The organism is Vibrio celticus (genome assembly GCF_024347335.1).
Classification (GTDB): domain Bacteria; phylum Pseudomonadota; class Gammaproteobacteria; order Enterobacterales; family Vibrionaceae; genus Vibrio; species Vibrio celticus.
This window is the reverse complement of sequence record NZ_AP025463.1, coordinates 2,622,758-2,636,873: the sequence shown is the minus strand read 5'-3', so window position 1 is coordinate 2,636,873 and position 14,116 is coordinate 2,622,758. Positions and strand designations below refer to the sequence as shown.

The window sequence follows — 14,116 nt, the reverse complement described above, 5'->3', positions numbered from 1 at the left end:
AAACGTAATTAGCAGTATTGTAGCGCTTTTCGGAGACAATTTTGGATAAGATTTTTGTAGAAGAAGCGGTATCAGAACTACACACGCTTCAAGATGTGATTCGTTGGACTGTTAGCCGCTTTAACGCAGCGGGCCTATTTTATGGTCACGGCACTGATAACGCGTGGGATGAGGCAGTACAACTTATCTTACCTACTCTTTATCTGCCGATTGATGTTCCTTCGCATGTGATGAACTCTCGTCTAACGAGCAGCGAACGTCTGCGTATTGTTGAGCGAGTAATCAAGCGTATTAATGATCGTACACCAACGGCTTACCTAACCAACAAAGCTTGGTTCTGTGGTCTTGAGTTCTTCGTTGATGAGCGCGTTCTTGTGCCTCGTTCTCCAATTGGTGAGCTGATCGAAGCTCAATTCCAACCTTGGTTAACTGAAGAGCCAACTCGCATCATGGATATGTGTACGGGTAGTGGTTGTATCGCTATTGCTTGTGCTCACGCATTCCCAGACGCTGAAGTAGATGCGATTGATATCTCTACTGACGCATTGCAAGTTGCAGAGCAGAACGTTCAAGATCACGGCATGGAGCAGCAAGTGTTCCCAATCCGTTCAGATCTTTTCCGTGATTTGCCAAAAGAGAAATACAACCTGATCGTATCTAACCCACCTTACGTGGACGAAGAAGATATGAACAGCCTGCCAGATGAGTTTACTCACGAGCCAGAACTTGGCCTAGCAGCGGGTACAGACGGTCTGAAATTGGTTCGTCGCATCTTAGCTAACGCACCAGACTACCTAACTGACGACGGTATCCTTATCTGTGAAGTAGGTAACTCAATGGTTCACATGATGGATCAGTACCCAGAGATTCCATTCACTTGGATTGAATTCTCTAACGGTGGTCATGGCGTATTCATGATCACTCGTGAGCAGCTTGTTGCTTGCGCTGATGAGTTCTCTATCTACAAAGACTAGGTTTCAATTATTAGGTTAGTGCCCCTATCTTAGGGCTGTAAGCTTAGAACCTGACATCTAGTAAGACGTTCGATTTGAAACGTTTTTATTTAAACGCCATGCAGCAATGCATGGCGTTTTTTATTGCCTAGATTAAAGATGTTTGCGTTTATATCGAAGAAGTTCAGTGCAATATTTAGTTGATTAATATGAGGGCTTATTACATATTGGTGTTTAATATTTAGTCGTTTTAGTGAGTTAAGGAGAATTCACGATGAGCTTTGATACATGGATTTATTATTTACTAGCGGTGCTGATCTTAACGGCATCACCAGGCCCAAGTTCTCTATTGTGCATGACCAAAGGTGTGCAATCAGGCTTTAAATTATCGATATTTACCGCCTTGGGGAGCTTAACTGCGATTACTGGCATTCTAACCTTATCGTTTACCGGACTAGGGGTAATTATTGCTTCGTCTGAAGTGGTATTTAATGTCATAAAATGGACTGGTGCGGCTTATCTAATCTTCCTCGGCTGGAAATCACTGCGCTCTAGCCAACAAGATTATGACAAGTTATCGAATCAACAAGGCGGTGCTCAATCTGTCAAAGAAAGCGCTGCGCAGCATTACCTAAGTGGCTTTATTGTTGGCGCGAGTAACCCCAAAGCTATCCTGTTTTTTACCGCACTTTTCCCTCAATTTATTGACCCATCAATCGCTCTGATCCCGCAGTTTACCGTGTTTGCTTTGACCTTCGCAGTGATGGAATTGTCTTGGTTACTGGTGTATGCCTACTTGGGGGCGAAGTCGTCAAATTGGTTGTTTGCGAAAGGTCGAGCCAAGGTCTTTAATCGTGTCACTGGAGGTGTCTTTATTGGGGCTGGCGCACTGCTTTCGACGACCAGTCGAGCATAACTTTCTGTTTTATCAGAGAGGTGAATGATTACAGAATATTCTTGATGCTGTCATAAAAGGTTAATATTAATGTGCTTGCTGCTTTTGGCGAAAAGCCGATATATTGTAGTTACACCATCACGTTCTCAAGGAGAGACATATGCAGCATCAAGAAATGATTCAACACAGTAACTTTGGCGTAATCAGTCGCACTTGGATTTTCTCTACCCTTTCTCTAGTGGGTATTCTTGCTCTAATGTAGTCAGTTTTATGGCTCAATATTTTCAGTTTTTATTATGAATACACTTGTTAAAAAGTCTTCAAAGTCAGAACTCTTATTCTCGTAAATGTGGCTCTTCTCATCAGTCTAGCCACTTAGCTTTTCCTCTTCTTAGCAGTACCTTTCTCTCAGTAACCTTTTTCTCTGAATAATCTATTTGTCTGATTAACCCCTTTATCTCAATAGACTCACTGCATAACCTGATCTGAAGTTGTTATCAAACTGTGATAATCTTGAATCATCTTTTATCTACAGTGTGCCTCTCATGTCTGTCTGGGATTCTATTTCATTTAACAATCGATTTACCGCATTACCTCGACTGTTCTATACCCCAATTCAACCTACACCGCTCAGCAATGTCCAATGGATCGCATGGAACCATAAGCTTGCGGATGAACTCGGTTTTCCGTCATTTGATGATGCTTCCGAGGAATTGCTTGAAACGTTATCTGGCAATGTTGAACCTGAGCAGTTTTCGCCTGTAGCAATGAAATACGCAGGCCACCAGTTTGGTTCTTATAACCCGGATTTAGGTGATGGAAGAGGGCTATTATTAGCTCAAATTGTCGCGAAAAGTGGCGAAACTTTCGATTTACACCTCAAAGGTGCAGGTAAAACGCCTTATTCTCGCATGGGCGATGGACGCGCTGTTATTCGATCAACGGTTCGTGAGTACTTATGTAGCGAGGCGATGGCGGGGCTTAACATCCCAACCACACGTGCATTAGCCATGATGACCAGTGACACGCCAGTTTATCGTGAGAAGCAAGAGTGGGGGGCATTACTGGTGCGTGCTGCAGAATCCCACATTCGATTTGGTCACTTTGAACATCTGTTTTACACCAATCAGTTGGCAGAACATAAATTACTGGCTGATAAAGTGATTGAATGGCACTTCCCGAAATGCCTTGATCAAGAGAAGCCCTACGCTGCCATGTTTAATGAGATTGTCGATCGCACTGCGGAAATGGTCGCGTTGTGGCAAGCCAATGGTTTTGCTCATGGCGTGATGAACACCGATAACATGTCGATCATTGGGCAAACTTTCGATTATGGTCCATTCGCATTTCTTGACGAATACGACCCTCGCTTGATCTGTAATCACTCGGATTACCAAGGTCGTTATGCTTTTAACCAACAGCCAAGAATAGGGCTTTGGAACCTGTCGGCACTGGCTCACTCACTTTCTCCGTTGGTGGATAAGGCCGATTTAGAGGCGGCGTTAGAGCAGTACGAACCACAAATGAACGGTTATTTCAGTCAGATGATGCGTCGTAAGTTAGGGCTGCTTTCGAAACAAGAGGGCGACAGTCGTTTGTTTGAATCTATGTTCGAGCTGATGTCGCAAAACAAAGTCGATTACCCAAGGTTCTTTAGAACGCTGTCGAACCTAGATACCTTGCAGCCGCAAGACGTGATTGATTTGGTTATCGATCGCGAGGCCGCGAAGCTATGGGTAGATAACTATTTACAGCGCTGCGAATTAGAAGAGAGTTCAGTGGTAAAGCGCTGCGAAAAGATGAGACAGGTAAACCCGAAATACACCCTCAGAAACTACCTAGCTCAGCTAGCGATAGACAAAGCAGAGCGCGGTGATAGCAGCGATATTGACGCTTTGATGGTGGTACTGGCTGACCCTTATGCGGAACACCCGGATTATGAATACCTTGCGGCTCTACCTCCTGAGTGGGGTAAAGCCATGGAGATCAGCTGCTCTTCATAACCAACCAATAGCGGATTAAGCCCTAAAGATTCAGATAGAGGTCACTAAGTTGTGATCTTTATCTGTTCGTTCTTCTAACTTTACAAACATGTCAATAATCAAACAATCGGCCAGCCTATACACTATGTGAATAAGTTGTAAATTTAATAGGTTTGGGCGATGCCAACAAATACTCGAATTCTCGTGGTGGATGATGATCAAGAAATCCGCGAGCTGCTGGAAGAGTACCTCACAAAATCTGGTTTCGATGTTTCTTCGGTGGGAGATGGTGTTGAACTTGAAACTCATCTGCAAAGCAATGGTTATCCAGATCTGATTCTGCTTGATGTGATGCTACCCGGTGACGATGGTTTTACCTTGTGTCAACGCGTCCGTAAGCAATCGAATGTGCCTATCATCATGCTGACTGCCGTATCGGATGAAACCGACCAGATTATCGGCTTAGAAATTGGTGCTGATGATTACATTGCCAAGCCGTTTAGCCCTCGTCAATTAATGGCGCGTATCAAAGCGTTATTACGCCGCGTTCAAGTGGTGGATGACAAGCCAAGTGATGCACTGCCAAAGCAGATTATTTTTGGTGATTGGACGCTTGATACGTTAGCGCATCGAATTTCCCACAATGAACATTCGGAAGAGATGGATTTGTCGGGCAGTGATTTTTCTCTGTTGATGTTGTTCTTAACTCGCCCCAACGAAGTTCTCGACCGTGACACCATCTCTTTCGCTACCAGAGGCCGTGAAGCGTTGCCTTTTGAACGTGGCATTGACGTGCAGCTTAGTCGCCTAAGAAGCAGATTGGGCGACAGTGGTAAATATCCCCATTACATCAAAACCATGCGCGGCAATGGCTATATTCTCGCTGTGCCTGTTCAGTATGAACACTAAGCATGACCTACTGTTAATGAAGTAATGCTAATAAAGTATTTCCAATGAAGTATTCCGGATGAAATATCTCGTATGAACTGGATGAGTTGGTTGAAACCAAATTCGTTAGTCGCAAGAACCTTATTGTTGACGCTGTTAGCCGTGGTGATAGCTCAGGGCATCGCAACGTCTATATGGTATAGCGAATCAAAACACAAAGAGCTGGAAGGGATTCGTTCTGCTTCGTCGAGCATGGCGAACATGTTTGCTTCAACGGTGACTTTTTTCCAATCTCTACCCGTCAAATATCGTCATATCGTGCTGGATCAAATACGGAATATGGGGGGAACGCGTTTCTTCGTTTCTTTCAATAAAGAGGCTTTGATTGTCGAACCGATCCCCGATACCCGCTTAAAAACCGCCTCGATTGAAGCGATAGAAAGTGTTTTGAGTAGCAAACTCAATAAAGTGGCGTCAGTGCGGGTTGATTTCTCTCGCCCTGAACACCTTCGCTTGCTCAAAAATGACATATATTTAAGCGATCTCCCGCGATCTTGGGCACATCATACTTTAACGTTAGAACCGCTGAATCCACCCATTCTGGTTGTACAAATCGAATTGACCAGTCACGAATGGGTATACATTGCGGCATTGTTGCCTGCTCCATATGTGAAACTCGACGATACGATTCTTGGCAGAGAGCAGGTGATCTTCTTAGTTTCTTCAACGCTTATTCTGCTGGTTCTAACTTACTTGATGATTCGTCGCCAAGTGCGTCCTCTGAAAAAGTTAGCAAGAGCAGCTAATGAGATGAGTATGGACATTCAGCAACCCCAACTGAAAGAAGAAGGGGCGACTGAACTGGTCACCGCAACCCGAGCCTTTAATCGCATGCAGCAACGGATTCGTCGCTATGTTGCCGACCGAGAGCACCTTTTTTCTGCGATCTCCCATGACTTAAAGACACCAATAACACGGCTTAGATTGCGTGCAGAGTTGTTGGAGAGTGAAGTAAAGAAAGACAAATTCAATAAAGATCTCGATGAGCTCGAGATGATGGTTAAAGGTGCTTTGCAAGCGGTAAGAGACACCGATCTACACGAGAATAATGCCATTATTGACCTCAATGAAATGGTGCTCTCTGTGATTGAATCTCATAACCAGTACCAAACAAAGGTAGAGTTCGAGCCGGTCGTCATTGAGCCATTGGTCGCGAAACCACTGGCGATTAAGCGTGTACTGACCAACTTAATCGACAACGCAGTTAAGTATGGTTCATCTGCCGTAGTGGAAGTTAGTGGCGATGAGCTTTGGGTGATCGTGACTATTCAAGACCGTGGCAATGGCATCCTAGAAGACAAATTAGAGATGGTCTTTGAACCTTACTTTAGGCTTGCAACTGACGACCAAGGACACGGACTTGGCCTCGGGATCTGCCGAAATATCCTGCACGGACACGGCGGAGATCTCATTATTCGCAACTCCTCTCAAGGCGGCTTAGAAGCCAAAGTCTATATCCCAACAGGCCTAGAAGTGTAATGTAACAATTGTGTTACATAGGGCTTACCTTTTGTTTCAATCTTATCAATCAGAATAAGTAGACTCTTTATTGAACCGGACGTCGAGTCCGCTAAAACATGGAAGATAATAATGAAAATCAATAAAACCCTACTTACTCTATCTCTTCTTGCTGCCTCAACATTTTCTCAAGCTGGTGAAGTGGAAGTGCTTCACTGGTGGACTGCCGGTGGCGAAGCGAAATCCGCAGCGGTACTGAAAGAGATGATTGAAGAACAAGGCCATACTTGGAAAGATTTTGCTGTTGCTGGTGGCGGCGGTGAAAGTGCGATGACTGTTTTGAAAACTCGAGCAGTATCGGGCAATCCTCCATCTGCCGCGCAGATCAAAGGTCATGATATTCAAGAGTGGGGTGGTTTAGGTTTTCTAACGTCTCTCGATGCGACTGCTAAACAAGAACAATGGGATGAGTTACTGCCAGAGGTGGTGACTAAAGTGATGAAGTGGGATGGCGAATATGTGGCGGTTCCTGTTAACGTTCACCGTGTTAACTGGCTTTGGGCTAACCCTGTTGTTTTAGAAAAATCGGGCGTGACGGTTCCAACTACGTTAGATGAGTTCTTTGTTGCTGCAGACAAGATTAAAGCAGCTGGCTTCATTCCACTGGCTCACGGTGGTCAACCTTGGCAAGACGCTACGGTATTCGAAGCTGTAGCACTTGATGTACTAGGCAGTGAAGACTACAACAAAGCGTTTGTTGATCTGGATATGGACGTGTTATCTGGCGACAAAATGGTGGAAGTGTTCACCAAGTTCAAAAAGATGCGTGACTACATCGACAGCAACTCTCCAGGTCGTGATTGGAACGTAGCAACGTCAATGGTTATCAATGGTGAAGCCGCGATGCAGATCATGGGTGACTGGGCGAAAGGCGAGTTTACAGCTGCAGGTAAAGTTCCGGGTAAAGACTACATCTGTGCTCCAGCTCCAGGTACTGATGGCCAGTTCACTTTCAACATCGATAGCTTTGCGTTCTTTGAGCTGAGTGACAAAGAGAACCAAAAAGCGCAGCAAGACCTAGCGAAAACCATTCTTACCAAAGATTTCCAAGAAGTCTTCAACCTTAACAAGGGTTCTATCCCTGTGCGCCTAGATATGGACATGTCTAAGTTTGACCAATGTGCGTTGGATTCAATGGCAACCTTCAAAGCAAGTGCGGAGTCTGGCGATCTTGTTCCGAGTATGGCTCACGGCTTAGCGACAACAAGCTACGCTCAAGGCGCGATTTACGACGTGGTAACCAACTTCTTCAACGAGAAAGATGCCGATCCAAAAGAAGCGGCAGCCAAGTTAGCGAAAGCTGTGAAAGCGGCTATCTAATCTAACTTGATAAGCGACACACAACGCACATGAGTGACGGGTTGTGTTGCTTTACCAAACCCCCAGGGTGGGTAGGCTCGTAGGGAGCCTATCTACTCTTCACTCCCAATTCTGAAATGCGTGATGCTGATGTGGTGCCGAAAGGTAAGCCATTGGCTCGATTGTGCAACAAGGATAAGTTATGGAGCATGTTTTGACTGAGTCGACTCCAAAACCCACAAGGAGCCAGCCTGCACCGAAACCAAGTTTTGCTGACAGGTTGCAACATTGGTTACCTAAAATAGTACTGGCGCCGACCGCGTTAGTGACCGTGGTTTGTATCTACGGCTATATATTTTGGACGGCAGCGCTGTCGTTCACCAACTCTCGATTTCTGCCGAGCTTTAACTTCGTTGGTTTAACCCAATATGAAAAGCTGATGGATAACGATCGCTGGATCACCTCAATCACCAACCTCGGTGTGTTTGGTTTTCTATTTATGGCGATTGCCATCTTACTTGGTGTTGGTTTAGCGGTATTGCTTGACCAGAACATCCGCCAAGAAGGGGCGATTCGTACTATCTATCTCTACCCAATGGCGTTGTCATTCATTGTGACAGGTACGGCGTGGAAATGGATTCTTAATCCAGGTCTTGGTATTGAAAAGCTGATGCAAGATTGGGGATTCACTGACTTCAAATTTGATTGGCTAGTCGACTCTGAAATGTCGGTGTATACCTTGGTTATCGCGGCACTTTGGCAGTCTTCAGGGTTTGTGATGGCGATGTTCTTAGCCGGTCTGCGTGGCATCGATTCATCAATCATCAAAGCGGCACAAATTGATGGAGCAAGCTTACCCACTATCTATCTCAAAATCATTCTGCCTTGCTTGCGCCCTGTGGTTTTCAGCGCGGTGATCATCACGTCACACATTGCGATTAAGAGCTTCGACCTTGTGACCGCAATGACGGCGGGTGGCCCGGGCTATTCATCGGATCTACCTGCACTATTCATGTACGCCCACTCTTTTACTCGTGGTCAAATCGGCCTTGGTGCTGCCAGTGCCATGATGATGCTTGCTGGTATTTTAGCGATTCTCGTGCCTTATCTTTACTCTGAACTTAGGGAGAAAAAGTCATGATGAATAACGTCAACTTTGCTCGAATCTTTATCTATTCAGCACTGCTTTTCTTCTGTTTAGTGTATCTAATGCCATTGTTCGTGATGGTGCTGACCTCATTCAAAACTCTGCCTGATATCAAGGCGGGTAACTTGATGAGCTTGCCGAAAGAGTGGGTGTTCGATGCTTGGTATAAAGCGTGGGATACGGCTTGTACGGGCGTGAAATGTGAAGGCATCAAAGGCTACTTCTGGAACTCATTCCAAATGGTGATTCCTGCGGTTGCGATTTCAACATTGCTCGGTGCATTCAATGGTTATGTGGTGACGAAATGGCAATTTAGAGGTTCAAACCTGTTCTTTAGTTTGTTGCTTTTTGGCTGCTTTATTCCATTCCAAGTGGTGCTACTACCAATGGCAACCATGCTTGGCAAGATGGGTTTAGCGAACACCACGATTGGCTTGGTGATTGTCCACGTTATCTACGGCATGGCGTTTACCACACTGTTTTTCCGTAATTTCTACATTTCGATTCCCGATGAATTGATCAAGGCGGCAAAGCTCGATGGTGCTGGCTTCTTTACCATCTTCTTCAAGATCTTATTACCGATCTCAACGCCAATCATCATGGTGACGGTGATCTGGCAGTTTACCGCTATCTGGAATGATTTCTTGTTCGGGGTGGTGTATTCGGGCTCAGAAACTCAGCCAATCACCGTGGCATTAAACAACTTAGTCAACACCAGCACTGGCGTTAAAGAATACAACGTCGACATGGCTGCCGCGATCATCGCCGCACTGCCAACGCTGTTGGTGTATGTCTTCGCAGGAAAATATTTTGTTCGTGGCCTAACGGCAGGATCAGTAAAAGGATAATTACCCATGGCAACATTAGATTTAAAACAGATCCGTAAAACCTATCGCAACGCGGACAACGAAACGTTAAAGGGCATCGACATCAGTATCGATTCGGGGGAATTTTTGATACTTGTCGGCCCTTCGGGGTGTGGAAAATCCACACTAATGAACACCATCGCTGGGCTCGAAAATATTAGCTCGGGTGAGATTGTGATTGATGGTGTAGATGTAGCGCAGGTTGAACCTAAAGATCGCGACATCGCGATGGTATTTCAGTCTTACGCGCTTTATCCAAACATGACGGTACGCGGCAATATAGCTTTCGGTTTGAAGATTCGCAAGATGCCTCAGAACGAGATCGATGCAGAAGTAAATCGAGTCGCTGAAATGCTGCAAATCGAACAGTTGTTGGATCGTAAACCATCGCAGCTTTCTGGTGGTCAGCGTCAACGTGTCGCTATGGGACGCGCTCTAGCTCGTCGCCCTAAGCTTTATCTATTTGATGAGCCACTTTCGAACTTGGATGCTAAGTTACGTGTTGAGATGCGTCATCAGATTAAGCGCTTGCACCAGAAGCTCAATACCACGATCGTTTATGTAACCCATGATCAGATTGAGGCAATGACTCTTGCGGATCGCATCGCGGTAATGAAAGATGGTGAGCTGCAGCAGCTCGGCACGCCACAAGAGATCTACACCAAACCCAACAATATGTTTGTCGCTGGCTTTATGGGTTCACCGTCAATGAACTTCATTAAAACCATGGTGGACTTAGATGAGGAACAGAATCCGATTATTAAAGTGGTCGGCACCGCAGATCAAGAACACCATATTCGTTTGCCACAAAGTATGCGTGACCAAGACGGCAAAGAGTTGGTGATTGGGCTGCGTCCTGAGCATATTACCGAACAGGAAGGCGATGATGTTTCTGCCTCGACAAAGCTGGACTTACAGCTGGAGGTATTGGAACCGACAGGGCCAGATACTATCGCTATGGTCAAAGTGAATGACCAAGAAGTCGCGTGTCGCTTGTCTCCGGAATTTGAGGTGTCGGTTGGGCAAATGGCGCCGCTGCATTTTGACCTATCCAAAGCCGTATTCTTCGATGCTCAAACCGAAGCGAGAATCGATTTCTAACCTCTAGTTGCTGAGTTAGTTTAACAATCAAAGTTCATGTCAAAACCAAAGGCAGTATCACCAACGAGTAATAAGTAAGGTGATGCTGCCTTTTTTGTTGTTTTAGCCGCTTTTTATTCCTCACAAAAACAGAGGGATAACCAAGTTAAATGCTTTAACAGCAATAATATCGCGATTTAGTATCTCTTAGCCCTATAAAGCTGACGTAGAACAGCGTAGGATCGACTCAACTTTAGACCAAATACTAGGTTGCACTTTGGTGCATAAACAGAAGAATACATGAAACTAACAGCAAAACCCTCAGCTAGTAACGCTTTACTTATTTCTATTACGACACCGGACTTCAAAGGTGACGAAGCAAAAGAGTCTCTTGCCGAACTTGCTCGCTTAGTAACAACCCTAGGGTTTAAAGTGGTTGGTACTCAATCGCAGCACCACAGTTCAGCTCAACGACAAAACGTGTTGGGTGCTGGTAAGCTTGCGGAAATTGCTCATCTAACCGGTTACCAAGGTTCGATTGAAGAAGCAGAAGATGAAGACTTCCTTGATGAATCTGGTCTGTTTGATTCAGAAATAGACGAACTAGATTTTGATGATCTTCCAACGGGCAATTTCCAATACGGCGCCGCTGATGTTGTGGTCTTTGACTGTGATTTAAGCCCATCTCAACTGCGCACTGTTGAGGCGAGTTTGGGGGTGGAAGTATTTGACCGTACTGGCATCATCATCGAAATCTTCAGCCGTCACGCTCGTACTCGTACTGCTCGTCTGCAAGTTGATATCGCTCGTCTAAACTACTTAGTGCCACGACTTCGTGAAACGGCTGAGGGTGATAAAGAGCGTCAAATGGGTCAGGGCGCCGGTGAAACTTCACTAGAGCTAGACCGTCGTAACGTACGTGACCAAATTGCTGCGCTTAAGCGTGAGCTAGTAAGCGTACAAGACGAAATGAAGACCCGACGCACAAGGCGCGCGGAGCTTTTCACTGTTGCTTTAGTTGGCTACACCAATGCCGGTAAATCTTCGATGATGCGAGCAATGACCGCAACCGAAGTGGTAGGTGAAGATAAACTGTTCGCAACGCTAGACACCACGGTTCGTGCGCTTCAACCAATTACTCAACCGCGTATCCTTGTTTCAGATACAGTGGGTTTCATCAAGAAATTGCCACACGATCTGGTTGCTTCGTTCCACTCAACGCTAGCAGAAGCGCATGATGCTTCATTGCTACTTTATGTCGTTGATGCTTCTGACGTTTCATTCCGCGCACAACTTGATGTGGTACACGATGTATTGGCACAAGTGGGCGTTGAAGGCAGCGAAAAACTATTAGTGCTGAATAAGTGCGATAGATTGACTGAAGAGCAGCAATTAGAGCTGATCGAAGAATTCCCAGATGCGATGCTAACGTCAACTCGTGATCCTCTGGATATCACGAAACTGCACAAGTACATCGTTGGTGTTGCTGAAGAAGGAATGATCGAAGAAGAGATCACGATTCCTTATTCTGGCCAAGGCATCATTGGTGAGATTCGCTCAAACATGAGTGTGGTAAAAGAAGAGTACGACTACGAGTGTATTAAGTTGACCGTTCGCTCTAGTGAAATTGACTTAGCTCGACTGAAAAAGCGTATGCAGAAATCTTAATCTCTTAGCTAGTTTAAGAAGAATAACCAAAAGAAAAGCGACCCGTTAAGGTCGCTTTTTTTATTCGTTGAGCTTAATTAACCGCTGTATTGAAATGCCTAGGCCATTCTTTGCGTTGGCTTCCAGCGTGCTAGTTCCGGATCAAGCTTGATACCTTGCGAAGTCAGCAGGTTAACACGAGCCAAGTAGGCTGCGCCGTGCATTAGGTGTTTTGCTAGGTCGACTGCATTACGCTGCTGGTAATCATCTAGGTAGCTGTCTTTCGCCCATGCGTTGAATGCGCCAAGTGCAGGACCAGCCCATACTTGATAATCCATCTCACGACCTTGTTCGCCCGTGTTTGACCAACGGCTAGAAAGACCCAAGTACCAACGGAAGATCAACGCCATTTTACGCTTTGGGTTGCCTTCAGCGCGTTCGATCTGTTTAGGATCGCGCTCGTTAAAGTGTGCCACAGTCCCCGCCCAAATATCATCCAGTGTTGAACGGAAGACTTGCTTCTCAAGCTTCAGACGCTCTTCTACTGGAATCGCTTCAATCGAGTCGTAACGTGTGTATAACTCATACAGTTTGTTGGCACGCATTGGGAACAAGGTGCCACGTTTAACCACTTGCAGTTTCACGCCCATTTCGAACATGTCTGCTGCCGGAGCCATAGTCACGTCAGCCATTTCGGTTGTCGAAAGCAGCTTACGAGTGTGTTCGCTCGCGCCAGCCTCAACACACGCTTGGTTGATAGAGCCAGTAACAATGTAAGCTGCGCCCATGTTAAACGTCGCTAGAGCAGCGTCAGGCGTACCTACGCCACCACCACAACCGACACGTAATGGTGTTTTGAATTGGTATTGTGCTTGGATTTGCTCTTTCAACGCTAGAATGGTAGGAAGCAGAGTAACAAGTGGTCGGTTATCTGTGTGCCCGCCAGAATCGGCTTCAGCAGTAATATCGTCAGCCATAGGAACCAGCTGTGCTAGCTCCATCTGTTCTGCTGTGATTCGACCTTCTTCAACCAAAGCTTGCAGCATTTTCACAGGAGCCGGCTGCATGAATTTGCTTGCGACTTCAGTACGGCTCACCTTTGCGATGACTTTGTTACCGACCTGGATTTCACCTTGCGCATCACGGCTAAGGCCAGCGGCACGGTAGTGAACGATTTGCGGTGTTAAACCTAAGAAGGCTGAAGCCTCAACGGTTTTCACTTTGTGCTTCAAAAACAACTCAACACTGCCGCGCTCTAGCGCAGGTTCACTTGGGCTGTGAATCAGGTTAAACGCGTAAGGACCGTTTGGTAGTGCCGTTTGGATGCGGTTGATCGCTTGTTCAACGCGAGACGGGATTAAGCCCGCCGCGCCAAATGAACAAAGAATACCAGCCTGACCCAATGCAATTACAAGCTCTTCAGATGAGATGCCGTTGGCCATTGCGCCTGCGTAGTACGCGTATTTTACGCCGTGGCAACGACGAAAATTTTCGTCGCCTAGGCTTTGTGTACCAAGAGCGGGAGCAAAGGCGCTAACAGGCTGGCTGTTCGCAGAGCTTGCTGAATCGCCCGATGCAATCTCTGCTTGTTGACTTACGCCTAAGCCTTTTTCTGGGTGGTTCACTACGTAACAAGCAAGGCTTAGATCTTTCAAGATTGTCGACATTGCCGCGCTATCGAAACGCGTTGTGTTCTCTTCGATCTGCCAAGGCCACGGAGATAGCTTTTCGTTATTGATTGTAGTTTGAGTTGTCATACTAAATTCTTTCCTAATTCTCTG

Annotated in this window: 11 protein-coding genes; 10 read left to right on the top strand and 1 reads right to left on the bottom strand. The window is 45.9% G+C overall.

From position 1 onward, the window contains the following. Nucleotides 1-41: 41 nt before the first annotated feature. The 10 genes from prmB (at nt 42) to hflX (ending at nt 12,356) form a co-directional block, all read left to right on the top strand. On the top strand, nt 42-974 hold the full coding sequence (prmB, locus tag OCV19_RS11755; RefSeq protein WP_017060640.1) for a 50S ribosomal protein L3 N(5)-glutamine methyltransferase: 933 nt from the start codon (nt 42-44) through the stop codon (nt 972-974). 253 nt (nt 975-1,227) lie between these two features. Then, entirely contained in the window at nt 1,228-1,869 is a 642-nt protein-coding gene (locus OCV19_RS11750) for a LysE family translocator (protein WP_065676658.1), read from the top strand. A gap of 524 nt (nt 1,870-2,393) precedes the next feature. Continuing rightward, nucleotides 2,394-3,851, top strand: a complete 1,458-nt coding sequence (locus tag OCV19_RS11745; protein ID WP_065676659.1) for a protein adenylyltransferase SelO — start codon at nt 2,394-2,396, stop codon at nt 3,849-3,851. A 159-nt stretch (nt 3,852-4,010) separates the two neighbouring features. Next, nucleotides 4,011-4,739: a response regulator gene (locus OCV19_RS11740; protein ID WP_065676660.1), complete on the top strand. Its 729-nt coding sequence runs from the start codon at nt 4,011-4,013 to the stop codon at nt 4,737-4,739. Nucleotides 4,740-4,811: 72 nt separating this feature from the next. Further along, entirely contained in the window at nt 4,812-6,257 is a 1,446-nt protein-coding gene (locus tag OCV19_RS11735; protein ID WP_065676661.1) for an ATP-binding protein, read from the top strand. 111 nt (nt 6,258-6,368) lie between these two features. Further along, complete coding sequence (locus OCV19_RS11730; RefSeq protein WP_048664276.1) at nt 6,369-7,616, top strand: ABC transporter substrate-binding protein; 1,248 nt, start codon at nt 6,369-6,371, stop codon at nt 7,614-7,616. 181 nt (nt 7,617-7,797) lie between these two features. After that, nucleotides 7,798-8,736, top strand: coding sequence for a carbohydrate ABC transporter permease (locus OCV19_RS11725; RefSeq protein ID WP_009848503.1), 939 nt, complete (start codon nt 7,798-7,800; stop codon nt 8,734-8,736). Next, nucleotides 8,733-9,590: a carbohydrate ABC transporter permease gene (locus tag OCV19_RS11720; RefSeq protein WP_017056922.1), complete on the top strand. Its 858-nt coding sequence runs from the start codon at nt 8,733-8,735 to the stop codon at nt 9,588-9,590. The genes OCV19_RS11725 and OCV19_RS11720 overlap by 4 nt, the downstream gene beginning before the upstream one ends. Nucleotides 9,591-9,596: 6 nt before the next feature. After that, nucleotides 9,597-10,709, top strand: coding sequence for an ABC transporter ATP-binding protein (locus OCV19_RS11715; protein WP_048616052.1), 1,113 nt, complete (start codon nt 9,597-9,599; stop codon nt 10,707-10,709). A 279-nt stretch (nt 10,710-10,988) separates the two neighbouring features. Further along, the gene (gene hflX / locus OCV19_RS11710) at nt 10,989-12,356 is read left to right on the top strand and encodes a GTPase HflX (RefSeq protein WP_017056924.1); all 1,368 of its coding nucleotides are present in this window, start codon (nt 10,989-10,991) and stop codon (nt 12,354-12,356) included. Between the two features lie 98 nt (nt 12,357-12,454). On the opposite strand, the gene pfaD is transcribed toward hflX, so the two are convergent. Continuing rightward, complete coding sequence (pfaD, locus tag OCV19_RS11705) at nt 12,455-14,092, bottom strand: eicosapentaenoate synthase subunit PfaD (RefSeq protein ID WP_065676662.1); 1,638 nt, start codon at nt 14,090-14,092, stop codon at nt 12,455-12,457. Between the last annotated feature and the right edge of the window lie 24 nt (nt 14,093-14,116).